The organism is Micromonospora sp. DH13 (genome assembly GCF_020873825.1).
In the GTDB taxonomy this organism is placed as follows: Bacteria; Actinomycetota; Actinomycetes; order Mycobacteriales; family Micromonosporaceae; genus Micromonospora; species Micromonospora haikouensis.
In genome coordinates this window covers 104,622-126,721 of sequence record NZ_JAHWGR010000024.1, presented here as the reverse complement: position 1 = coordinate 126,721, position 22,100 = coordinate 104,622, and the positions used below count along the sequence as shown (strand labels likewise).

At 74.3% G+C, this 22,100-nt stretch carries 19 protein-coding genes and 1 pseudogene; 7 read left to right on the top strand and 13 right to left on the bottom strand.

Going from position 1 to position 22,100, the window contains the following annotated elements; translation table 11 throughout:
• A partial coding sequence (locus LPA42_RS22175; RefSeq protein WP_228986832.1) for a cellulose binding domain-containing protein occupies positions 1-507 on the bottom strand: 507 nt, incomplete at its 3' end.
• A 224-nt stretch (positions 508-731) separates the two neighbouring features.
• Here LPA42_RS22175 and LPA42_RS22170 point away from each other — a divergent pair.
• On the top strand, positions 732-2,150 hold the full coding sequence (locus LPA42_RS22170; protein WP_228986829.1) for a pyridoxal-dependent decarboxylase: 1,419 nt from the start codon (positions 732-734) through the stop codon (positions 2,148-2,150).
• Positions 2,151-2,154: 4 nt separating this feature from the next.
• Here LPA42_RS22170 and LPA42_RS22165 read toward each other — a convergent pair whose 3' ends face one another.
• Positions 2,155-3,129: a sulfite exporter TauE/SafE family protein gene (locus LPA42_RS22165; RefSeq protein ID WP_091278255.1), complete on the bottom strand. Its 975-nt coding sequence runs from the start codon at positions 3,127-3,129 to the stop codon at positions 2,155-2,157.
• Between the two features lie 121 nt (positions 3,130-3,250).
• Positions 3,251-3,721: an Rrf2 family transcriptional regulator gene (locus tag LPA42_RS22160; RefSeq protein ID WP_043967425.1), complete on the bottom strand. Its 471-nt coding sequence runs from the start codon at positions 3,719-3,721 to the stop codon at positions 3,251-3,253.
• Positions 3,722-3,944: 223 nt separating this feature from the next.
• Here LPA42_RS22160 and LPA42_RS22155 point away from each other — a divergent pair, with 223 nt between their 5' ends.
• On the top strand, positions 3,945-5,294 hold the full coding sequence (locus tag LPA42_RS22155) for a serine/threonine-protein kinase (protein ID WP_158229451.1): 1,350 nt from the start codon (positions 3,945-3,947) through the stop codon (positions 5,292-5,294).
• Positions 5,291-7,078: an extracellular solute-binding protein gene (locus LPA42_RS22150; RefSeq protein WP_228986828.1), complete on the top strand. Its 1,788-nt coding sequence runs from the start codon at positions 5,291-5,293 to the stop codon at positions 7,076-7,078. Before LPA42_RS22155 ends, LPA42_RS22150 begins: the two co-directional genes overlap by 4 nt.
• Before the next feature lie 26 nt (positions 7,079-7,104).
• Here LPA42_RS22150 and LPA42_RS22145 read toward each other — a convergent pair whose 3' ends face one another.
• The 3 genes from LPA42_RS22145 to LPA42_RS22135 all read right to left on the bottom strand — a co-directional run bounded on the left by LPA42_RS22145 (position 7,105) and on the right by LPA42_RS22135 (position 10,073).
• On the bottom strand, positions 7,105-7,989 hold the full coding sequence (locus LPA42_RS22145) for an acyl-CoA thioesterase II (RefSeq protein ID WP_043967423.1): 885 nt from the start codon (positions 7,987-7,989) through the stop codon (positions 7,105-7,107).
• Complete coding sequence (pyk, locus tag LPA42_RS22140; RefSeq protein WP_077939116.1) at positions 7,986-9,434, bottom strand: pyruvate kinase; 1,449 nt, start codon at positions 9,432-9,434, stop codon at positions 7,986-7,988. Before pyk ends, LPA42_RS22145 begins: the two co-directional genes overlap by 4 nt.
• A 282-nt stretch (positions 9,435-9,716) precedes the next feature.
• Positions 9,717-10,073, bottom strand: a complete 357-nt coding sequence (locus LPA42_RS22135; protein WP_043969319.1) for a YciI family protein — start codon at positions 10,071-10,073, stop codon at positions 9,717-9,719.
• 175 nt (positions 10,074-10,248) lie between these two features.
• Between LPA42_RS22135 and LPA42_RS22130 the strand changes: the two genes are divergently transcribed.
• From LPA42_RS22130 to LPA42_RS22120, 3 genes are all read left to right on the top strand, one after another.
• Entirely contained in the window at positions 10,249-12,591 is a 2,343-nt protein-coding gene (locus tag LPA42_RS22130) for a PP2C family protein-serine/threonine phosphatase (protein ID WP_077939113.1), read from the top strand.
• 42 nt (positions 12,592-12,633) lie between these two features.
• Positions 12,634-14,238 (top strand): GMC family oxidoreductase, encoded by a 1,605-nt coding sequence (locus tag LPA42_RS34560; RefSeq protein ID WP_228986827.1) that lies wholly within the window; start codon positions 12,634-12,636, stop codon positions 14,236-14,238.
• 66 nt (positions 14,239-14,304) lie between these two features.
• A complete protein-coding gene (locus LPA42_RS22120; protein ID WP_077939111.1) occupies positions 14,305-15,177 on the top strand; it encodes an aldo/keto reductase in 873 nt (290 codons plus the stop codon).
• Between the two features lie 38 nt (positions 15,178-15,215).
• Here LPA42_RS22120 and LPA42_RS22115 read toward each other — a convergent pair whose 3' ends face one another.
• From LPA42_RS22115 to LPA42_RS22100, 4 genes are all read right to left on the bottom strand, one after another.
• Positions 15,216-16,082 (bottom strand): triacylglycerol lipase, encoded by an 867-nt coding sequence (locus tag LPA42_RS22115; RefSeq protein WP_077939110.1) that lies wholly within the window; start codon positions 16,080-16,082, stop codon positions 15,216-15,218.
• A gap of 259 nt (positions 16,083-16,341) precedes the next feature.
• A complete protein-coding gene (locus tag LPA42_RS22110; RefSeq protein WP_077939109.1) occupies positions 16,342-16,569 on the bottom strand; it encodes a hypothetical protein in 228 nt (75 codons plus the stop codon).
• Entirely contained in the window at positions 16,566-16,760 is a 195-nt protein-coding gene (locus tag LPA42_RS22105) for a hypothetical protein (protein ID WP_144082722.1), read from the bottom strand. The genes LPA42_RS22110 and LPA42_RS22105 overlap by 4 nt, the downstream gene beginning before the upstream one ends.
• Before the next feature lie 14 nt (positions 16,761-16,774).
• A complete protein-coding gene (locus LPA42_RS22100; protein WP_144082721.1) occupies positions 16,775-19,000 on the bottom strand; it encodes a M48 family metalloprotease in 2,226 nt (741 codons plus the stop codon).
• A 343-nt stretch (positions 19,001-19,343) separates the two neighbouring features.
• Between LPA42_RS22100 and LPA42_RS22095 the strand changes: the two genes are divergently transcribed.
• On the top strand, positions 19,344-19,988 hold the full coding sequence (locus LPA42_RS22095; protein WP_198956671.1) for a bifunctional 2-polyprenyl-6-hydroxyphenol methylase/3-demethylubiquinol 3-O-methyltransferase UbiG: 645 nt from the start codon (positions 19,344-19,346) through the stop codon (positions 19,986-19,988).
• Here the strand turns inward: LPA42_RS22095 and LPA42_RS22090 are convergent.
• The 3 genes and pseudogenes from LPA42_RS22090 to LPA42_RS22080 all read right to left on the bottom strand — a co-directional run.
• Positions 19,925-20,122, bottom strand: a pseudogene (locus LPA42_RS22090) (hypothetical protein); the annotation flags it as partial. The gene LPA42_RS22095 and the pseudogene LPA42_RS22090 sit on opposite strands and share 64 nt — an antisense overlap.
• A gap of 535 nt (positions 20,123-20,657) precedes the next feature.
• Positions 20,658-21,491 (bottom strand): SAM-dependent methyltransferase, encoded by an 834-nt coding sequence (locus LPA42_RS22085; RefSeq protein WP_158229450.1) that lies wholly within the window; start codon positions 21,489-21,491, stop codon positions 20,658-20,660.
• A 211-nt stretch (positions 21,492-21,702) separates the two neighbouring features.
• Positions 21,703-21,864, bottom strand: coding sequence for a hypothetical protein (locus LPA42_RS22080; protein ID WP_158229449.1), 162 nt, complete (start codon positions 21,862-21,864; stop codon positions 21,703-21,705).
• Between the last annotated feature and the right edge of the window lie 236 nt (positions 21,865-22,100).

Sequence of the window (22,100 nt, the reverse complement as noted above, 5' to 3'; positions counted from 1 at the left end):
GGTGGGGGGGGGGGTGGTGGGGGGGGGGGTGGTGGGGGGGGGGGTCGTGGGTGGGGCGCTCGTCGGGGGCGCGGTGGTGGGGGTGGTGCCGCCGGTGCAGGTCGTACCGTTGAGGGCGAAGCTCGCCGGCACGGGGTTGCTGCTGTCGTTCCAGGAGGCGTTGAAGCCGAAGTTCGCGGTGCCGTTGGTGCCGAGCGCCGCGTTGTAGCCGGCGTCGCGGGCGGTGACCTGGGTGCCGGACTGGGTGACGGTGGCGTTCCACGCCTGGGTGACCTGCTGGCCGGCGGTGTAGGACCAGGTGAGGGCCCAGCCGTTGATCGGGTCGCCGAGGTTGGTGACGGTGACGTCGGCGCCGAAGCCGCCGCCCCACTGGCTGCTGATCTTGTAGTCGACGCGGCAGCCGGCGGCGGCGGCCGAGGCGGCCACGGCGCCGAGGGCGCCGGCGGCGAGGGTGGTGGCCGCGACGGCGGCGGCCAGGAGGGTGCGGCGGGATGCGGTCAGGTGCACGAGGGTGCCTCCGGGGGAGGTCGGGCGGGCGCGGCGACGCGTCGGCCCCGGTGGCCTGCCCTTGGCCGCCGGGTTGCGTCCGCCGCGCTGGCGGCGGTGATCGGACATCGCATCGACGTCCATGGTTCGGCTTCGCGCCCCTGGGATGCTAGGACACCGCTTTCCCCACCGCAACAACGTCCCGGTCCCTTGCGCCCACCCGGCTGACTTGGTCGACTCGTCGGATGGCTGAGCACATGGACCCCGAGGAGTTCCGCCGCGCCGGGCACGCGGTGGTCGACTGGATCGCGGACTACTGGGCCACCCTCGGGCAGCGCCCGGTGACCTCGCAGGACCCGCCCGGCGCGCTGGCCGTCGCGCTGCCGGCCGGGCCGACCGCGCACGGCGAGCCGGTCGCCGCGCTGCTGGCCGACCTGGACGCGCTGGTCGCGCCCCGGCTGACCCACTGGCAGCACCCGGGCTTCTTCGGCTACTTCCCCGCCAACACCTCCGGCCCCAGCGTCCTGGGCGACCTGGTCAGCTCGGGGCTGGGGGTGCAGGGCATGCTCTGGGCCTCCGCACCGGCCTGCACCGAGCTGGAGACGGTGATGCTGGACTGGCTGGCGGGGCTGCTCGGCCTGCCCGAGCGGTTCCGCTCCACCGGTCCCGGCGGCGGGGTGATCCAGGACTCGGCGTCGTCGGCGACGCTGGTGGCCACCCTCGCCGCGCTGCACCGGGCCAGCGGGGGCCGCTGGCGACAGGTGGGCGTCGACCGCCGCTACCGGGCGTACACCTCCACCGAGGGGCACTCGTCGATCGAGAAGGCGGCCCGCATCGCGGGGCTGGGCCGCGACGGGGTGCGGGTGGTCGCCGCCGACCCGCAGACCCTCGCCATGGACCCCGACGCGCTGCGGGCGGCGATCCGGGCCGACGTCGCGGCCGGCGACGTGCCGGCGATCGTGGTGGCCACGATCGGCACCACCTCCACCACCGCCGTCGACCCCGTGCCGCAGATCGGGGCGATCTGCGCGGAGTACGGCGTCTGGCTGCACGTCGACGCCGCGTACGCGGGCGCGGCGGCGGTCTGCCCGGAGCTGCGCTGGTCGCACGCCGGCCTGGAGTACGCCGACTCGTACTGCTTCGACCCGCACAAGTGGCTGCTCACCGGCTTCGACTGCGACGCGTTCTGGGTGGCCGACTCGGCGGAGCTGGTGGAGGCGTTGACGGTGCTGCCGGAGTTCCTGCGCAACGCGGCGAGCGACTCCGGGGCGGTCGTCGACTACCGGGACTGGCAGGTGCCGCTGGGCCGCCGGTTCCGTGCCCTCAAGCTGTGGTTCGTGCTGCGCTGGTACGGGGTGGAGGGGCTACGGGCGCACGTCCGCTCGCACGTGGCGCTCGCCGACCGGTTCGCCGCCCGGGTCCGCGCCGACGACCGGTTCGTCCTCGCCGCGCCGCACCCGTTCTCGCTGGTCTGTTTCCGCCTCGCCGCCGGCGACGAGGCGAGCGCCGGGCTGCTGGAGCGGGTCAACGCCAGCGGCCGGGTGTTCCTCACCCACACCCGGGTCGCCGGCCGGTTCACCCTGCGCCTGGCGATCGGCTCGCCGCTGACCACGCAGGCCCACGTGGACGACGCCTGGGAGCTGGTCGCGTCGGCGGCGGGGTGAGCGGTCAGCCGGCCACCGGGGCGGCGGCGGGCTCGTCGGGGGCGGGCTGGTCGGGGGTCGACTGAGCCGGCTGAGCCGTGGCGGGCTGGTCGGCGAGGGCCGCCTCGACCGTGGCGCGGGCGCGGCGGGTGCGGCGCAGCGCGCGGACGGCCAACACGACGGCGGCGATCCAGCCGGCCGCCAGCAACGCGTAGACCGTCCACTGGGCGCCGCCGGGCAGCCCGCCGGCGCGCACCAGGGTGCGGGCGTTGGTGAGCACGATGACGCCGCCGATGACGGCGCCGAGCAGCTGGGCGGGGACGATGCGGACCAGCCAGGCGGCGATCGGTGCGGCGATGAGGCCGCCGATGAGCAGCGCGGCGACGGTCGGCAGCAGGAAGCCCTCGGTGCCGAGGCCGATCAGGAAGCCAGCGCTGGCCGCGCCCGCGACGACGAACTCGGAGGTGTCGACCGAGCCGATGACCTTGCGGGGTTCCATCCGGCCGGAGACCAGCAGCGCCGGGGTGGCTACCGGGCCCCACCCGCCGCCGCCGGTGGCGTCGACGAAGCCGGCGACCAGGCCGAGCGGGCCGAGGAAGCGGGCACGCAGCGGCCCGGCGGCGCGGCTGGCGCGCAGCGGCCGGGAGAAGCGCACCAGCAGGTACGCGCCGAGGGTGAACAGGATCGCGGCCATCCAGGGCGCCGCGGCCTCGGTGGAGATCGAGCTGAGGAAGGTGGCGCCGGCGAACGCGCCGACCGCGCCGGGCAGCGCGATGCGGGCGACCACCCGCCAGTCGACGTTGCCAAACCGCCAGTGGGCCACCCCGGCGGCGAGCGTGGTGCCAATCTCGGCGAGGTGCACCGACGCCGACGCGGCGGCCGGGGCGACCCCGGCCACCAGCAGCAGGGTCGACGAGGTCAGCCCGTAGGCCATGCCGAGCGAGCCGTCGACCAGTTGCGCGACGAGCCCGACCAGGGCGAGGACCAACAGCTTGCGCACGAGCGCCCCCTGACTTTTCGGCATCTCCTATCGACTTGGTCGACAATGCGGCACGAGACGGCCTCGGGTCAAGTCCCTATCGGTTAAATGTCGGGACGCTTGCGGCGGGTGGGGTTTCGGGTCAGCTCCAGGCGCCCGGGTCGGCGGCCAGTTCGCTGACCCGCTCGGGCAGGGTGCCGTTGGCCACGTCGGCGACGGTGACCAGTTCGAGGATCTCCCGCTCGCTGGCCCGCAGGGCGATCCACACGTCCTGCAACGCGCGGGCGGCCCCCCGGTAGCCGAGCTGCTCCGGGCGCTGCCCGCGCACGTGCGCCAGCGGCCCGTCGATCACCCGGATCACCTCGGCGAGGGAGATCTCGGCGGCGGGCCGGGCCAGCCAGTAGCCGCCCTCGGGGCCACGCTGGGCGTGCACGATGCCGCCCCGGCGCAGCTGCAACAGGATGCTCTCCAGGAACTTGGGCGGGATCTCCTGGGACTTGGCGATCTGCTCGGCGGTCACCGGGCGGGACCGCGCGGCCCCCGCACCGTCGGCGACCGCCGCCAGCTCGGCAGCCGCGCGGAGGGCGTAGTCGACCCGGGCGGAGAGACGCATGCCGGTCAGGTTAGTCGCCCGCCCGACCGGCCGGGCTGCCGGCCCTCAGCCGAACGGGGGAACCGGTCCCGCCGGGGCTGTCCCACGGGCCGGGCCGCCGACCGACCGGCCGGGCTCCACGCTGGCGCGGGCGTGGCACCATACCGGTGTCGACGGATCGACGTCGGCCGCCGGGGTCACCCCGCGGTCGGGACCGCCAGGGGCGATGGGGGCAGCCACAGCGATGCCGGAGACCACTCCGCTCGGCCCACGGGACCCGGACCGGGCCGGCCCCTACGAGCTGCTCGGCCGGCTCGGCTCGGGCGGCCAGGGCGTGGTCTACCTGGGCCGCGACCGGCAGGGCCGGCTGGTCGCCGTCAAGATGCTCGACCTCTCCGCGCCACCCGACCCGCGCGCCCGGGCCCGGTTCGCCAAGGAGATCGACGCCGCCCGCCGGGTCGCGCCGTTCTGCACCGCGCAGATCATCTTCGCCGACGTCGACGACGACCCGCCGTACGTGGTGAGCGAGTACATCGAGGGCCCGACCCTGCACCGGTACGTCCACGAGCGGGGCCCGGTCGCCGACAACGTGCTGCACCGGTTGGCCGTGGGCACCGCCACCGCGCTCACCGCGATCCACCAGGCCGGCGTGGTGCACTGCGACCTCAAGCCGGACAACGTGGTCCTCGGCGCGGACGGCCCCCGGGTGATCGACTTCGGCATCGCCCGGGCGCTCGACGTCACCGGCACGGTGACCGGCGGGGTCATGGGCACCGCCGCGTACATGGCGCCGGAGCGGTTCCGCGACGACGAGGTGGGCCCCGCCAGCGACGTGTTCGCCTGGGCCGCCACCGTCGCGTACGCGGCGACGGGCCGCCCGCCGTTCGGCACCGGGGCGGTCGCGGCGGTGCTGCACCGGGTGCTACACGACCCGCCGGACCTGACCGGCTTCTCCGGCCCGCTGGCGGAGCTGGTCGCCGAATGCCTGGCCAAGGACCACCGGGCCCGGCCGCCGGCCGAGCAGGTCCTGCTGCGGCTGCTGGGCCACGGCCCGCGCGGCGGCGCGCCGGTGCCGATCCGGGCGGCCCTGCAGCAGGGCACCGACGCGGCGGCCACCCAGCCGGTCCCCCGCCAGCCGGCGGCGCCCGCCCCGACGGCCTGGCAGCCACCGCCCCCGACTGCGTGGCAGCCACCGCCCGCGACGGCGTGGCAGCCACCGCCCGTGACGGCGTGGCAGCCACCGCCCGTGACGGCGTGGCAGCCGGTCCAGCCGCCGGGTGGGCCCGCGGCGACGTACCCGCCGGTGGCGCACGGGGTGCGGCCCGAGCGCTGGCCGCGGCGGCTGCGCCGGGAGGCCACCGACGCGTGGGGCGTCTCGACGGCGATCTTCCTCGGCGCGGTCGGCGCCGCCGTGGGCTACGTCGCGTCCACCGCCGTGGGCACCGCCGCCGGCGTCGGGGCGGTCACGTTCGTCGTCGTCTACGGCGTGCGCCTGCTGCTCGCCACGGCGCTGCCGCCGGCCGCCCCGCCCCGGGAGGACACCGGCGCGACGCCGATGTCCCCGCCTGACCCGCACCCCTGGAGGAGCCGATGACCGCCGGCCAGCGTTCCGCCCGGCCGTGGCTGCCGTACACCGTGGCCGTCGTCGCCGGGCTCGCGGTCATCGCCGCGGCGTACGTGATCGTGCGGCCGGCCCCCGGCCCGGACCGCTCCGGGTGCGTGGCGCTGGAGGTGAACTCCTCGACGGAGAAGGCCGACCTGGTCGCCCAGCTAGCCGCCCGGTACAACGCCGCCGACCGGCGCTTCGGCGGGCGCTGCGCCGAGGTGACCGTGCACGGGCTCAACTCGGGCAAGGCGATGGAGGCCCTGGCGGCGGGGAACTGGTCCGGCCGGCAGCCGGGCATCCCGGCTCCGCAGGTGTGGCTGCCCACGTCGTCGCTGTGGACGGGCCGGCTGCGGCTGCTCGACGAGCAGGCGGGCCGGGCGGCGCAGACCCCCGACCGGTACCCGTCGATCGCCAACAGCCCGCTGGTCATCGCGATGCCCCTGGAGAAGGGCGAGCTGGTGCGCCAGCGCGGCAAGCTCGGCTGGGCGGACGTCCTCGGGCTCTCCGGCGACGCCGGCTGGGCGGCCTTCGGGCGGCCCGAGTGGGGCCGGTTCACCTTCGGCAAGGACAACCCGAACCTGTCCACGTCGGGGCTGGCGGCCACCATCGCCACCTACTACGCGGCGGTGCGGCGTTCCAGCGACCTGACGAAGGCCGACCTGGCGAAGCCCGCGGTGACCCAGTTCGTGCGCCGGATCGAGGCGAACGTCTCGCACTACAGCGACGACTCGGTGGATCTGCTGCGCGACCTCGCCGAGGCGGACCTGGGTGGGGCCGCTGCGGGCGCGGCCGGGGACGCGCGGGCCCGGGACATGAGCGCGGTCGTGGTCCAGGAGGAGCTGGTCTACCAGTACAACGAGGGGCAGCTCAGCCCCACCCCGGGGCAGAAGCCGCGGGTGCCGCTGGTGGCGGTGCACCCGAGCGAGGGCACGTTCAACCTCGACCACCCGTACGTCGTGCTGCCCTCGGCCGATGCGGCGCAGCAGGCGGCGGCCCAGGACTTCCTGGCCTTCCTCCAGGACGACCCGCAGCAGCGCAGCTTCGCCGACCTCGGCTTCCGCGACCACGAGCGGCGGGCGTCGGACGCGCTGGTCGCCGCCGTCCGGGGCGGCACGGACGGGCAGCTGACCTACTTCGACCCGCCGGCGCCCGAGGTGGTCGACGCGATCCTGCGCGGCTGGGGCACGCTGCGCAAGAAGGCGAACATCCTGCTCGCCGTGGACACCTCCGGCTCGATGAACGCCAAGGTGGGCAGCCGCACCCGGTTCCAGGTGGCCACCACCGCCGTCGACCGGGGCGTCGGCCTGCTCAACTCCGCCGACCGGGTGGCGCTGTGGTCGTTCTCGTCGGAGACGCCGCAGCGGCCGGGGAAGCCGTACAGCGAGGAGGTCCGGCTGGGCCCGTACGACCGGGCCGCGTTCGCGCGCCGGCTCACCGGGCTGCGGGTGGGCGGCAACACCGCGTTGTACGCGACGGTCCGCGCCGCGCACCGCCGGCTGCTCGCCGACTACGACCCCGACCGGATCAACGCGGTGGTGGTGCTCACCGACGGCAAGAACGAGTATCCGAAGGACAACGACCTCGGCCGGCTGCTCGCCGACATCGAGCTGGACCCGGACCGGCCGGTGAAGGTCTTCTGCGTGGCGTTCGACCGGGAGTCCGACCTGGCCGCGCTGGACCGGATCGCCGGGGCCAGCGCCGGCAAGGCGTTCGACGCCACCGACCCGGCGACGATCGACGAGGCGTTCGTGAAGCTGGTCAGCAGCTTCTGAGGCCGGCTGCCAAGGGGCCTCCCCGGTCAGCCGCCGACGCGGCGCAGCAGGCCCTCCTGCACGGCGCTGGCGATGTGCCGGCCGTCGGTGGTGAACATCCGGCCGGTGGCCAGCCCGCGGGCGCCGGAGGCCGACGGGCTCCAGCAGTCGTAGAGGAACCACTCGTCGGCCCGGAACGGCCGGTGGAACCACAGGGCGTGGTCGAGGCTCGCGCCGACCACGCCGCCGGGGCCCCAGACCTCGCCGTGCACCGACAGCACCGAGTCCAGCAGGGTCAGGTCGGAGGCGTACGTCAGGGCGCAGGCGTGCAGCAGCGGGTCGTCGGGGAGCTTGCCGTCGATGCGCATCCACACCCGCTGGTGGGGGTCGGCGGGGCGGTCGCCGGGGCGGACCCAGCCGGGCTCGCCGACGTAGCGCACGTCGATGGGGCGGGGGATCTGCCCCCAGATGCCGAGCCGCTCGGGGTAGCGGGCGAGGCGGTCGCTCATGGTGGGCACGTCGTCGGGGGCCGGCACGTCGGGCGGGGTGGGGGCGTGGTGGTCGAGCCCCTCCTCCTCGTGCCGCTGGAACGACGCCGACATGAAGAAGATCGGCTTGTCGTGCTGGAGCGCCACCGACCGGCGTACGGAGAACGACCGGCCGTCGCGGACGTTCTCGACCTGGTATGCGATCGGCTCGGCCGGGTCGCCGGGGCGGACGAAGTAGCCGTGCAGGGAGTGGACGAACCGTTCGGGGGCGACCGTGCGGCCGGCGGCGACCAGGGCCTGACCGGCGACCTGACCCCCGTACACCCGTTGCGGGCCGACCGGGGGGCTCATCCCCCGGAAGGCCATCGCGCCGGTGTGTTCGAGGTCGAGGACCTCCAGCAGCTGGTCGACGGCCGCCTGGCCGACGGTCGCCCCGTCGGTCACTGCAACGCCCGCGCGGAGGCCGCGTCGACCAGCGAGCCGAGCTGGTGCACGCGCAGGGTGTTGGTGGAGCCGGGGGTGCCCGGCGGGCTGCCGGCGACGATGACCACGTAGTCGCCGGGGTTGGCCCGGTCGAGGCCGAGCAGCGCCTGGTCGACCTGGCGGAACATGTCGTCGGTGTGCTCGACGAACGGCATCAGGAACGTCTCGACGCCCCAGCAGAGGGCGAGCTGGCTGCGCACCTCGGGCACCGGGGTGAACGCCCACAGCGGGAGGTCGCAGTGCAGCCGGCTGAGCCGCTTGACGGTGTCGCCGGTCTGCGAGAAGGCGACGAGGGCCTTCGCGCCGATGGCCCGGGCGATCGACGACGCGGCGACGGTGAGCGCCCCGCCGTGGGTGCGCGGGTCGTGCTGGAGCCGGGGCACCCCGATCGAGCCGGCCTCGGTCGTCGTGATGATCTTGGCCATGGTGCTGACCGTGAGCACCGGGTACTTGCCGACGCTGGTCTCGCCCGAGAGCATGACCGCGTCCGCGCCGTCGAGCACCGCGTTGGCCACGTCGGACGCCTCGGCGCGGGTCGGCCGCGAATTCTCGATCATGGAGTCGAGCATCTGGGTGGCCACGATGACCGGCTTGGCGTTCTCCCGGCACAACTGCACGGCGCGCTTCTGCACCAGGGGGACCTGGTCCAGCGGCAGCTCGACGCCGAGGTCGCCACGGGCGACCATGACGCCGTCGAAGGCCAGCACGATCGCCTCCAGGTGGTCGACCGCCTCCGGCTTCTCGACCTTGGCCAGCACCGGGCGGCGGACGCCCTCCTCGTCCATGATGTTGTGGACGAGCTTGATGTCCTCCGCCGAGCGGACGAAGGACAACGCGATCATGTCGACGCCCAGGCCGAGGGCGAAGCGCAGGTCCTCGGCGTCCTTGTCCGACAGGGCCGGGACGCTGACCGCCACGTTGGGCAGCGAGACGCCCTTGTTGTTGGAGACCGGGCCGCCCTCGGTGACCAGGCAGCGGATGTCGTTGCCGACGACCTCGCTGACCTCGACGGCCACCCGACCGTCGTCGATGAGCAGCCGGTCGCCGGCCTTCACCTCCTGCGGCAGCTTGCGGTAGGTGCAGGAGACCCGCTCCTTCGTGCCGAGGACGTCGTCCCCGGTGATCACGACCGAGTCGCCGGTGCGCCACTCGTGCGGGCCGTCGGCGAACCGGCCGAGCCGGATCTTCGGACCCTGGAGGTCGGCGAGCACGGCCACCGGCCGGCCGGCGGCGTCGGCGGCCTCGCGGACGAGTCGGTAGACCGCCTCGTGGTCCGCGTGGCTGCCGTGGCTGAAGTTGAGTCTCGCCACGTTCATGCCCGCTTCGACGAGCCCCCGGATTCGCTCCGGTGACGAGGTGGCGGGACCAAGGGTGCAGACGATCTTCGCGCGGCGTGTCACGCCCATCAGGCTAGTCTCTCCTCCGGGTCGGTCTGCGGGCCGACCCCTTTCGGACTGCGGAACAGTTTCCGACGACGCGTCACGCCCGCGCAGCAAAACGGGCGGAACCGCACCGGAAGCATCGTCCGGAGTCGTCGTGTGTCGGCGGGCATCGGCGACCGCGCGCCGGGAATCCTACCGCCCGGTGTCACCTCCCATGGGCACGCTCCCCGCCGCCGTGGCCGACGCTAGCAGCGCGCGGCCGGTGACCGCCGTCACGATCGCGACAGCGGCCGGCCCGGGCGCCGTTCAGCTCTGCGTGCGGGCGAGGGGGAACTCCACCGAGCCGGCCGGGCAGAGGAACGTCATCACGTCGACGGCGTAGAGCCCCGCCTGCACCGCCGGGTCGGCCTCCATGACGCTGCGCACGTCGTCCACGGAGCCGGTGCGGGCCAGGCCGAAGCCGATCGGCGGGTCGGGCTCGCGCCCGGGGCCGTCGATCGACCCGGCGACCAGGACGATCCCCCGCCGCTGCAACGCGCGCATGTGCTCGGTGTGCTCGGCCTGCAACCGCTGGACCGTCTCGGCGGGCAGGGCCCGCCCGGACGGGCCCGGGTAGAGCACGATGCACTCGTACGTGTCGAGCGCGAAGTCGACCTGCGGCATCCCGGTCACGGCGTCCCCTCCCGCGCTGCCGGCCCACGCCCCGCCCGCGGACCCGCCCCGGCCAGCCTCGCACGCGCCGGCCCACCGCCGGGGCCGCTCGGCGCAACTGCCCCGGTCGACAGCCGCGAGATCACCCCGGGGCGGCGGGTCGGGCCCGCTGGTACGGTCCGAGGAGATGGCAAAGGCGCCGGGGGCAGCGAGCGAGGGCCGTGGGGGGACGACGTCCCCACCCTTCGGGCCGCCGCACCACGACGCGCCCCGACGGGCCGCCGCACCGGACCGGCGGGCGGACGACGCGCACCGGCGAACCGACGCCCACTGGCGGGCCGTCTTCGCCGCCGCCGGGGAGACGGGCGCCCGCGTCGCCGGCCACGACTGGGCGGCCACCCCGCTGGGCCCCGTGCACACCTGGCCACAGAGCCTGCGCACCGCCGTGGCCAGCTGCCTGCGCTTCCCCGCGCCCGTGATGCTGTGCTGGGGCGAGGAGCTGGTGGTGCTGCACAACGACGCGTACCTGCCGGTGCTGGGCGACGCCGGGCCCACGGCGCTCGGCCGACCGGGCGCGGAGGTCTGGCCGGGCGCGTGGGACGTGCTGGGCCCGGCGCTGCGTGACGTGCTGGCCGGAGCGGCCGTCACCCACTCGGAGCAACGGACGCCGCCGGACGGCGCGGGCAGCGCCGGGAGGCGGCGGCTCACCTTCTGCCACAGCCCGGTCATCGACGAGTCGGGCACGCCCGGCGGGGTCCTCACGACGGTCACCGCGAACACGCCGGTCAGCGGACGCCCGGCGGTGCCGTCGCCCCGGCCAGCCGGCGCCGAGCCGCCGCCCGACGCCCCGGTGGCCGGGGAGCGCGGCGACCGCAGGCGCGCGCTGCGGCAGGCGGAGGCGTTCGCCCGGCTGGCGGGCGCGTTGAGCTTCGCCCGGGGCCGGGCGGGGATCGTGGACGTGGTCTACCGCACCGTCCCGACGCTGCTCGGGGCCAGCGGGCTGCGCGTGGCGACGGCCGACCCGGGCGCGGTCGTGCTGGCGGTGACCGGCGACGGCGGGCCCGGCCGGCTGGACCTGGCCGACGACGACCCACTGGCCCGCGCGGTCCGGCACAACGTGCCGGTCGACGTGGCCGCCGGGGCGGGCGCGGACGGCGGCGTCGCCCTCCCGCTGCGCTACGCCGACGGCGGCGCGCTCGGCGCGCTGGACGCGCGCTGGGCCCGCCCGGTGGCCACCGACGAGGAGCCGCGCACCCTGCTGGACGCGGTCGCCGGGCTGGTCAGCCAGGCGTTGCAGCGGGCCGAGCTGACCGGGTCGGCGCAGTTGATGGCCGACTTCGCCGCACGGCTCAGCGCCACCCGCTCCACGGCGGAGGCTATCGAGGTCGTCCTCGCCGGCGCGCCGGTCGTGCTCGGGGCGCGGCTGCCGGGGCTGGCGGTGCCCGGCCGGGGGCGTCGGCTGCGGCTGTGGGCCGGCGGGGACGTGCCGGCGGGGCTGCGCGCCGCGTACGACGGGATGACGGTCGACGACCCGCGTCCGCTGGCCACCGCGCTGCGTACCGGGGAGCGGGTGGTGCTCCACGACCGGACCGAGTTCGCCGACCGGTTCCCGGGCGGCCCCGACACGGCGGGGGCGCACGGCCTGGTCACCACGGTCGCGCTGCCCCTGTTCGACGCCCAGCGCCGGCCGATCGCCGCGCTCGGGTTCGGCTGGCCCCGGCGACGCCCGCTGCGCGAGAGCGACGTGGCCCTGCTGGACACCGTCGCCGACCTGTCCGAGCAGACCCTGGAACGGACCCGGCTGGCCGCCACCGAGCACGACCTGGTGACCCGGCTGGCCGGGCGGCTGCGCACCTCGGCGCGGGCCGCGCCGCCGACCCTGGACGTCGCCACCCGCTACCGGCCCGCGGTCACCGGCATGCACCTCGGCGGCGACTGGTTCGACCTGATCCGGCTCGACGGCGACCGGCTGGCCGTGGTCGTCGGCGACGTGGTCGGCCACCAGGTCGAGGCCGCCGCCGACATGGCGCAGCTGCGCACCGTCGTGAACACGCTGATCCGGCTCGGGGTGCCGCTGGGCGAGGTCTTCCCCCGGCTGACCGACCTGATCGGCGTCGGGTTCCTCGGCACCTGCCTGGCGCTGGTCGTCGACCCGGCCGCCGGTGAGGTGGCGGTGGCCCGGGTCGGCCACCCGCACCCGGTGCTGGCGCGTCCCGGCAGCGCCCCGGAGCCGGTCGAGACGGCCAGCTCGCTGCCGCTGGGCATGGTGCGGGAGCCGGTGGCGGTGACGACGGTGCCGTTCCGGCCCGGTGACCTGCTGGTGGCGTACACCGACGGGCTGGTGGAGCGGCGCGGGCGAACGTACGACGCGGGGCTCGCGGCGCTGTGCGGCGCGGTCGACGCGGCCCGCGACGCCCCGGTGGAGGCGGTCGCCGACGCGCTGCTGGACGGGCGGGCTGGCTCCGAGGACGACCAGGCGCTGGTGGTGCTGCGGCACGCCGGCCCACGGAGGCCCCTTCCCCCACAGTGATCAACCCACTACCTTCTGAGGGATTCTCGTAACCGGTGGTGAGTGAGGGATCGCGTGGAGGAGTTCGACTACGTCGTGGTGGGCGCGGGCGCGGCCGGATGCGTGCTGGCCCACCGGCTCAGCGCGGACCCGGCGACCCGGGTGCTGCTGGTCGAGGCCGGCGGGTGGGACCGCAGCCCGTTCGTGCGCATCCCCAAGGCGTTCAGCAGGCTGATGGACGACCGGCGCACCGCCTGGCACTACCCGGCCGAGGCGGCGCCGGGGCGGCGGGAGGTGTGGCAGCGCGGCCGGCTGGTCGGCGGGTCCAGCTCCGTCAACGGCATGGTCTACGGCCGGGGCGACCGCCTCGACTGGGACGGCCTGGAGCGCCTCGGCAACCCGGGCTGGGGGTGGGACACCATGCTGCCGATCTTCCGGCGGCTGGAGGACCATCCGCTGGGCGCGTCGCCCACGCGCGGGGCCGGCGGGCCGCTGCGGCTGTCGTCGGCGACCGGCACCGACGCGCTCTGCGAGGACGTGATCGCCGCCGGCCAGGCGCTGGGCTGGCGCCGGTCCGACGACCTCAACGCCACCGAGGACGAGCGGATCGGGTACGTCACGGCGACCATCCGCGACGGCCGTCGGGTCAGCGCCGCCGACGCGTTCCTGCACCCGGTGCGGGACCGGCCGAACCTGACCGTCGCGGTGGGCACGGCCGTGCGGCGGATCCTCGTGCGTGGCGGCCGGGCGATCGGCGTACGGGCCGGCAGCGGCGGTCGCACCGTCGACTACGCGGCCTCGGCGGAGGTGATCCTCGCCGCCGGGGCGATCGCCAGCCCGCAACTGTTGCAGGTGTCGGGCATCGGGCCCGCCGACACGCTGCGCCGGGCCGGCGTCGACGTGCTGCTCGACCGGCCCCGGGTGGGCCTCGGGCTGCGCGAGCACCGGTCGGTGCCGGCGCAGTTCCGGCTGGTCGGCGACGGCGGTTACAACCACATGCTGGGCAGCCTGCTCGGGCAGGGCCTGGCCACGCTGCGGTACGCGCTGACCCGGCGGGGCCCGCTGAGCCTGCCGGTGCACGACGTGGGGGCGCACATCCGGTCCACGCCGCAGGTCGACCACCCGGACGCCCAGTTGCTGATCGCGCCGTTCTCGGCGGCCCCGCCCCGGCCGGGCCACGCGCTGGAACTGGAGACCGAGGCGGGGATGATGGGGCTGTGCACGGTCACCCGGCCGGACAGCGAGGGCAGCCTCGCCATCTCCTCGGCCGACCCGGGCACGCCGCCGCGGATCGTGGCCAACTACTTCGCCACCTCGCACGACCGGCGGGTCCTCGTGGACGCGTTCCGCCGGATGCGGGAGCTGTTCGCCACCGCGCCGATCGCCGGGCGGATCGCCGCCGAGACGGTGCCCGGCCCGGCCGTGCGCGGCGACCGGGAGATCGTCGAGGCGGCGCTGGCGCTGGGCTACTGCGGCTACCACGCCGTCGGCACCTGCGGCATGGGCCCGTCCGATGAGCACGTCGTCGACGCCCGGCTGCGGGTACGCGGCGTCGACACGCTGCGGGTGGTGGACGCCTCGGTGCTGCCGGTGCTGGTGTCCGGGTACCTCAACGCGCCGGTGATGGCGCTGGCCTGGCGGGCGGCCGACCTGATCCTCGCCGACTGACTCCGGACGGGCGGGGTACGGGAGCACAATCGACCGGACGACACGCACAGGATTGGGGTTCGACTCATGGGTGACGACGCTGGCAGGCAGCCCGCGAAGGCCTCCGGCACCTACCGGATCGGCGGCGACCTCCAGGTCGACCGACTCGGCTACGGGGCGATGCAGCTCACCGGGCCGGGCGTGTGGGGCGACCCGAGGGACCCGGCGGAGGCGGTGCGGGTGCTGCGCCGGGCGTACGAGCTGGGCGTGACGTTCATCGACACCGCCGACTCGTACGGGCCGTTCGTCTCCGAGCTGCTGATCCGGCAGGCGCTGCACCCGTACGCCGACGACCTGGTCATCGCGACCAAGGCCGGACTGACCCGCTCCGGGCCGGGCGACTGGCGGCCGGTGGGCCGGCCGGAGTACCTGCGCCAGCAGTGCGAGTTGAGCCTGCGCCACCTGGGCCTGGAGTCCATCGGGCTCTACCAGCTGCACCGCATCGACTCGTTGGTGCCGCTGGCCGACCAGCTCGGCGAGCTGGCGCTGCTCAAGCAGGAGGGCAAGATCCGGCACATCGGGCTGTCCGAGGTGACCGTCGCGCAGATCGAGCAGGCCCGCCAGATCACGCCGATCGTGTCGGTGCAGAACCTCTACAACCTGGCCGACCGCAGCGCCGAGGACGTGCTCGACCACTGCGAGCGCAACGACCTGGCGTTCATCCCGTGGTTCCCGATCGCCACCGGCAACCTGGCGAAGCCGGGCGGCCCGCTGGACGCGATCTCCACCGACCACGGCGCGACGCCCGCGCAGCTCGCGCTCGCCTGGCTGTTGCGGCGCTCGCCGGTCGTGCTCCCCATCCCGGGTACGTCGTCGGTGGCGCACCTGGAGGAGAACGTGGCCGCCGCGCAGGTGCAGCTCACCGACGACGAGTACGCGGCCCTCGCAAAGGCCGCCTGAGCCCACCCTCGTGGTCGGACGCGCCCGACGCCGGCGGGTCAGAGGGCGTAGCAGTCGGGGCGCACCGGGGAGTCGGTGAGCGCGCCCCGGACGACGGTGTACGTGGTGCCGTCGAGGACGAGGCCGAGGTGCCCGACGAGCCGCAGCGGGCACCACGACTGGATGAGCACGTTGGTGGCCCCGTCGGCGAGGGTCGCGTTGTCGACGGGCCGGACCAGCTCGTCCTGGAGGGTGCGCACGGCCGTCCAGCGCACGTCGCCCGGGGTGTCGTCGCCGTCGTTGAGGGCGGTGAGGAAGCTCGACCCGATGGCCATCTGCTGGCAGGCGACGATGCCGAGGCAGCTGCCGAGGCCGAGGAACTTCGCGATGTCGGCGACGTAGGTGCCGTAGTGCGGGGTGCCGAGGCTGACGTACCGGCCCACCTTGGTGCCGCCGCCGAGGTTGCGGATGAGGTAGCGGGAGACCAGGCCGCCCTCGGAGTGGGCGACGAGGTCGACGCGGGCCGCTCCGGTGGCGGCGCGCACCTGGTCGACGTACGCGGAGAAGGCCCGGGCGGAGTCGGCGATGTCGCCGAAGCCGAGGCCGGGGAGCTGGAAGATCGACACCCGGAAGCCGTCGGCGCGCAGCCGGGCGGCGAGCGGCTCGTAGCCGAGGGCGGGGGTGCTGAGCCCGGCGACGACGATGACGGGGTTGGCGGCAGCGGCGACCCGGGCGGCGGTGCTGGCGGGCCCGGCGGCCCGGGTCCCGGCCGGCGCGGCGGTGCTGGCGGGCCCGGCGGCCCGGGCTGCGGCGGCGGGCCCGCCCACGGTGGCGGCCTGGGCTGCGGCCGGGGAGGGTCCGGCCAGCACGGCGGCGGCGGTGGCGGTGGACGCGGCGAGGACGGCGAGGATCTTTCGGAGCAGCATGGCTGCACCCTCCTGGTGGGGGTGTCCCGGCCGGGCCGGGCGGAGGCGAGGGGCGTTCCGATCGATCGTGGAAAGATGATGGGGCCGCCGATCCAGCGACGTCAATGGAAAGTTACGCGCGAGTAACAGGATGTCGCGCCCAGCGCGAATTCCGGCGACCCGGGCTCATGATCGACTCCATGTCGGCGAGATGGCGGTATCCACGGCACCCGGATACCGCCACCTTCCCGACATGATCTTGTCGGCCCCGACCCGGCGGTCAGGCCGCCGCGTCGGGGCCGCCGCCGGACTCGATCGCCTCGCGGAGCGCCCGGGTGGCCTGGTCGATGAGCTTCGTGGCGTCCGTGCGGCCGTTGAACTGGATCTCCACCTCGGACTCCCCCGCCTGCACCCGGACGCTCACCTCGGTGCGCTGCTGGTCGACCCAGCTCTGCAACAGGTGGAACAGCCCCGGCAGCAGCGCCTGCGCCACCACCGCGATGATCACCGCATCGCTGAACCCGGGCCGCCCGCCAGACCGGCCGCCCCCGGCGTCGCGCACCCCGGCGCGCGGAACTCCGGGCGCTGGTGGATCCAGGTCAGCAGCGGCACCCGGGGCGGCCGGGCGGCGCGCGGCGTCAGCACCAGCCGCACCGGCTGCCGCGCCCCCGCCGACGCCCCCGTCGAGGTCTCCGTCACGTGGCGGCTCTCCTTCACTCGCCGCTGGGCAGGAACGTGATCCTGCCGTCGACCACCGACAGGACGCCCTCGACGCCGAACGAGTCGTCGTCGCTGAACGGGGTGGCTCCGAAGTAGCCGTCGGTGGTGCCGGTCGCCAGCACCGCCCCCTGCGCGTCGTACGGGGTCGACACCCGGGCCGTGGCGGGGCCGGTCAGCTCCACCGCGATCCGCGGGTACTCGGTGATCTTCCAGGCGATCTTCTTCACCGCGCTGCCGTTGTAGTAGCGGAAGGGGCAGCCCGCCGGGGCGGCCACCTTCTGCGCCGCGCAGGCGTCCAGGTGCCGGCGCACCTCCGCCTCGGCCGCCTCCCGCGCGCCCGGGGCCAGCACCGGCTCCAGCCGCACCTGACCCGCGCTGTCCATGCCGGGGACGACTGCGACGGCCTGCGCCGGGGTCTCCGCGAGCACCGTGCTCTGCCCGCCGACCGTGTAGACGCCGGGCAGCAGCGCGAGGGTGTCCCCCTCCGGGGGCGTCTCGACCGGCACCCCGTTGACCGTCAGGCCCGCCTGCCCACCGGGGACGCCCACCGTGACCGGCCCGCCGGCGAGTCGCCACCCGTGGAACAGGCCCAGGGTCGCCGACTCCTCCCGGCGCAGCGACAGCTCGGCCGGCACCCGCTGGCCGGCGAGGGTGAACTCCACCTTCGCCGTGGCCTCGTCGCCGTCCCGGTCGACCGAGAGCACCTCGACGTCGTCGGGGGGCCGGTAGCCCTTCGCCTCGACCAGCGCGGCGAGCCGGTCGACGTCGCCGGCCGCCGACCGCGCGTCGGGGGTCAGCAGTTCCAGGGCCGCCCGGGCGTCGTGGTCGGCCAGCGCCGAGAAGTAGCCGTCGACGGCCTGCGCCGGGCGGAACAGGGCCCACTGCGTCACCCCGAGCAGGATGCCGCCGAAGGCACAGGCCAGGGCCAGCGCGCCGGCGACCAGCATCGCCCGTGGGGAGGCGACCGCCCCCGGCCGCCCGAACAGACCCTCGGCGGTCACCGGGGCGGCGACGACGCCGTCGGCAGCCGCCGGGGTGAGCGTCTCCAGCCGGTCCAGCCGCAGCTCGGACGCCGGGTGCGTGGCGCAGACCGCCTCGTCCCAGCCGCTGCGCCCGGTCTCGAACGACTTGCGCCGCTCCAGCATGTCCCGCAGGCCCTGGGCGTGGCCGGCGAGCACGGCGCCCGCGTCGGCCCGGTACTCGGCGGCCCGCACGTCGCGGGAGTGCAGCGGCAGCACCACGTACTTCATGGTGAGCAGCACGGGCCAGAAGAAGACGAACACCACGAAGTTGGTCGCCGGGTGCGGGTAGGTCCGCATCAGCCACGTCGGCACGGCGTGCACCAGCACCAGGGGCAGCGCCACGCCACGGACGAACGCGCTGGTCACCTCGTCGCCGGTGCGCCAGTGCACCAGTTCGTGGCTGAGCAGCGCCGCGATGTTCTCGTCCGGTTCGTCGAGCAGACCGGTGGTGACGACCACGTGCCGGGCGTACGCGCGGGCGTTGGTGAGCACCGGGTCGTCCTCGATGAGCAGCCGGGGCACGGTGGGCAGGCCGAGGGCGTGCGCGCAGTCGTACAGGACGGGTTGCAGCCGTTCGGCCTCGCGGCGGCTGAGCCGGCGTGCGCCCGAGATGGCCAGCAGGCGCGGCTCCCACATGACCCGGTAGAGGGTGTAGAGCACGCCGATCAGCGCGGCGGCGCCCACCATCCCGGCCAGGCCGGTGAACAGGTTCGCCGGCTCGTCGAACGCCTCGCGCCAGGGCAGCGCCAGCACGAGCAGGGAGCCGGCGAGGAAGCCGAACGCGACGCCCACGAAGCTGCCGAGCACCCCGCCGGAGCGGTCGAGGAAGGCGTCGAGCAGCGAGCCGACCAGCGGGGCGTCCCGCACCGGCTCCGGCAGCACCTCGCCGAGGTTGCCGCCCCCGTTGATGATGCCGGCCACGCCGAACACGATCGCGCCGCCCACCCCGAGGAACAACGCGGCGGGCACGTAGAACCAGGTGGCCAGGAACGCGCCCAGCACCCCGCGCCAGTCACGCACCACCCCGGCGCGCAGCCAGACCAGCACGCTCGGATATCCGGGAGGCCGGGCGGCGAAGCGCTGCGCGAGGCGGGACGCGCCCTCGCCGGTGGACGCGGGATCGGCGGGCGTTGCGGAATCGGCCGGTGTGTCGGCTGCGGCAGGTCTGACCTGCGGTTCAGGGTCCGGGTCGCGCACGGCGGCTCCTCGACTCAACCGCCACCGGGAGAGGGTGGCGAATGGGAACGGATAAGGGCACGGCGTTTCGGACGGGCGGCTCGGCCGACCGTCGGAGGAATTGCGCAGGTACGATGAATGCCACCGATCCCATGCACGGGAGTCGACGACGACGCTGCACGTTACCCGTCCACAGTGGATCTCGCCAGCGGAATTCCGACAATGTCTCATGACTCCAGTCAGGGCGGGCGGCAATGGAATTCACAGGAGGTGAAGACCACTCGCCATTTCTGAGGCAGGCATCGACACTCCCCATCGTGGACGACGCCGTACGACGCAACCGCTGCTGCGCGCCGCGCCGACGGTGGTGCACCTGCAGAGCGGCCACGGCCTCGACGACGTGGCCCTGGTCGAGGCCGGCGCGCGTACGGTGATCGGGGTCGACTACAGCGCGGTGACGACCGGCGCGGCGAACCGGCGCGCCGCCGCACTGGGGCTGGCCTGCCGGTACGTGGTGGCCGAACTTCCCGGCGCTCCACTGCGCGACGGCTGCGCGGACCTGGTCTACACGGGCAAGGGCGCGCTGATCTGGATGCGGGACCTGGCCGCCTGGGCGCGCGACGTCGCCCGGCTGCTGCGGCCGGCGGGTCACCTGTTCGTGTACGAGGCGCACCCGGCGGCCGCCCTGTGGAGCTGGGACGCCGACGAGCCCCGGATCCGGGCCGACCGGAGTTACTTCGGTGATTGCTTCGTCAACGACACGTTCCCGGGGAACGGGGCGGTGGAATGGCAGTGGACCCTCGGGGAAATCGTCAACGCGGTGCTCGCCGCCGGCCTGGAACCGCTGCACCTGGCCGAACACCCCGAACCGTTCTGGCGGCCGGGCGGAGTCACGGCGGCGGCCTGGACGGGGCGGCTGCCGAACGCGTTCTCCCTGCTCGCCCGCAGCCCGGCAGGCTGCACGAAGATCGACCGGCGCGCGACCGCGTCGCCCCGCGCGTCGATCTGATACCCGTCGAGCCAGGTCCAGCCGTGGTAGGTGATCCGGTCGGCGTGCACCCGGATCAGCCGAAAGAAGATCGGCTGGACGAACTGCGGGCTCGCCGCCCGGGTCACGTACAGCAGCGTCCCCGCCCGCAGCAGGGCTTCTGTCGGCGCATAGGGAGCTGAGTCATCGGCGACATCACGCGTGGCGCTCACGGCTTCCCATCCGCTCCGCCGCACGCGCAGACGTACCGCCACCGAATCCACGACCACACGGGCTTGTGCCGACAGACCAGGGTCAGAGCGGTGGCGAGCAGGTACTCCTTGTAGGACACTCGTCGTGGCATACGGCCACCTTTGCGGCAGGCCAACCGGTCAATTGGCTACTGCCGATCGGACAGCGACGATCGCCCTATCGTCGGCGCATGGGTCGTGGCTCGGTGCTCCCGATGGGGCCCTACGAGACCGCAGAGCGCGTTGACGACGGCGAGGTGAAAGGTTCGACTGTCCGACGACGACACCCGCGAGTGATGGCCTCCGCGCCTCGCCGGAGCCGTTCCGGGGCCGCCGCGAGCACTCCGTACGGCCAGGAGTTGTCCCGGCCCGGACGCCGACCGGGTAGGCGGCGCGGCCCATCCCGCAAAGCCGCCTACCCGGCCTGTGAGCATGCCGAACGCGGGCGCGCTGTCACGGATCAGCTGGCGATCCGGCCCATCGCGCCGTAGCCGAGCTGCCGCGACGGCGTCTGGGCATCCACGTCCAGACCCGGGTCCGGACGCCAGTCCGCCATCAGGGTCACCCCCGGATCAACCAGTTCCATACCTTCGAACCAGGACGCGAACGTCGCCTTGTCCCGCACGTGGAGGGTCGCGCCGACCCCGGCTTGGTAGGCGGCGACCATCCGGTCTACCTGTGCTCTTGTTTCCGCGTCCACCGTGTCGGCGGTGAGGTGGGAGATCGCGAGGTAACTGCCAGGCGCCAGGGCGTCCCGGTACGCCGCGACGAGCCCCTTCGGATCATCCTCGTCGGGAACGAACACGAGCAGCCCACCCAGGATGATCCCCACCGGCTGAGACAAATCAATCAAATCGCGGATTGCCGGGTGTGCCCATACCTGCTCGGGGTGCCTCCCGTCGGCTTCCGCCATGGCGGCAAGCGGCTCCTTCGCAAGAATTTCCTCGCCGTGGATGACGGCCGACGGGTCGTTGTCCACATAAATCACCCGCGCGCGGGGGTTGAGGGCGTGCGCCACTTCGTGTGTATTGTTGGCCGTCGGCAGACCCGCCGCGATATCGATGAACTGCTCCACCCCCTGCGCCACCAGATATCGCACGGACCGGCGCAGCCACTCCCGGTTACCGCGAGCCAGCAGGTCGACGCTGGGCAGCGTCAGCTTGATGCGCTCCGCCTTCTGCCGGTCGATGGTGAAGTTGTAGAGTCCTCCCAGATAGTAATCGTAAATCCGTGCGATGTTGGCGTTTTCCACGTCAGCTACCGCTTTATCCAGGCGGTTGGCGATTGCCGTCATTCGAGCCCCTTCGGATTTTGCTACGGCGCGGGACCGGCTCGCCGGTCCGCCACATGATAATCCGACAACCATGGATATTGCGATGCTGTGTCCGCCATCGATTTGACCATGCGGACGCTCTTACGGCAGCCGCCGCTCGTGGCCGTCAGCCTGGAAAAGGCTCAATGATGACGGTTGCGGTGGTGGTTCACGAGGCCGGCGGTCGGCCGGCTCAGCCCTCGTCGCCCCCGCGCTGACCGGACGCTCGATCGGTGATCAGGCTGGAAGTCTTGCCTGCCGCCTTCCTGACCAGGTCGAAGGTCGCGTTGCCGAGGCACTTGGCGGCATCGACGCCCTCCGCTCCTGTCTTGAGCGCCTTGTCCGTCACTTCCATGGCCGCGTCCGGTCTCGACGCGCTCCGACCGGTCCTTGCCCGGCAGGTAGCAGCCCACGAAGCCCTGGAGGTGTTCGCGGCGCAACGGGTTCTGCTTGAGGGTGACATGCCGGGTGGCGCGCGAGGCGACGTGCTGCACGGAGTTGAGCTGCTCGACGGTGAACACGACAGGATATGAAGGAGTGCCCACATCCACCCACCCTGGGCGTATCGGGTATCCGACAGAAGTTCACAGA

Excerpts from the sequence above, each read along its gene's own strand:
- LPA42_RS22170 (WP_228986829.1), top strand. The coding sequence starts at position 732 with ATGGCTGAGCACATGGACCCCGAGGAGTTCCGCCGCGCCGGGCACGCG.
- LPA42_RS22160 (WP_043967425.1), bottom strand. The coding sequence starts at position 3,721 with ATGCGTCTCTCCGCCCGGGTCGACTACGCCCTCCGCGCGGCTGCCGAG.
- LPA42_RS22155 (WP_158229451.1), top strand. The coding sequence starts at position 3,945 with ATGCCGGAGACCACTCCGCTCGGCCCACGGGACCCGGACCGGGCCGGC.
- LPA42_RS22150 (WP_228986828.1), top strand. The coding sequence starts at position 5,291 with ATGACCGCCGGCCAGCGTTCCGCCCGGCCGTGGCTGCCGTACACCGTG.
- pyk (WP_077939116.1), bottom strand. The coding sequence starts at position 9,434 with ATGGGCGTGACACGCCGCGCGAAGATCGTCTGCACCCTTGGTCCCGCC.
- LPA42_RS22135 (WP_043969319.1), bottom strand. The coding sequence starts at position 10,073 with ATGCCGCAGGTCGACTTCGCGCTCGACACGTACGAGTGCATCGTGCTC.
- LPA42_RS22130 (WP_077939113.1), top strand. The coding sequence starts at position 10,249 with ATGGCAAAGGCGCCGGGGGCAGCGAGCGAGGGCCGTGGGGGGACGACG.
- LPA42_RS22120 (WP_077939111.1), top strand. The coding sequence starts at position 14,305 with ATGGGTGACGACGCTGGCAGGCAGCCCGCGAAGGCCTCCGGCACCTAC.
- LPA42_RS22115 (WP_077939110.1), bottom strand. The coding sequence starts at position 16,082 with ATGCTGCTCCGAAAGATCCTCGCCGTCCTCGCCGCGTCCACCGCCACC.
- LPA42_RS22085 (WP_158229450.1), bottom strand. The coding sequence starts at position 21,491 with ATGACGGCAATCGCCAACCGCCTGGATAAAGCGGTAGCTGACGTGGAA.
- LPA42_RS22080 (WP_158229449.1), bottom strand. The coding sequence starts at position 21,864 with ATGGAAGTGACGGACAAGGCGCTCAAGACAGGAGCGGAGGGCGTCGAT.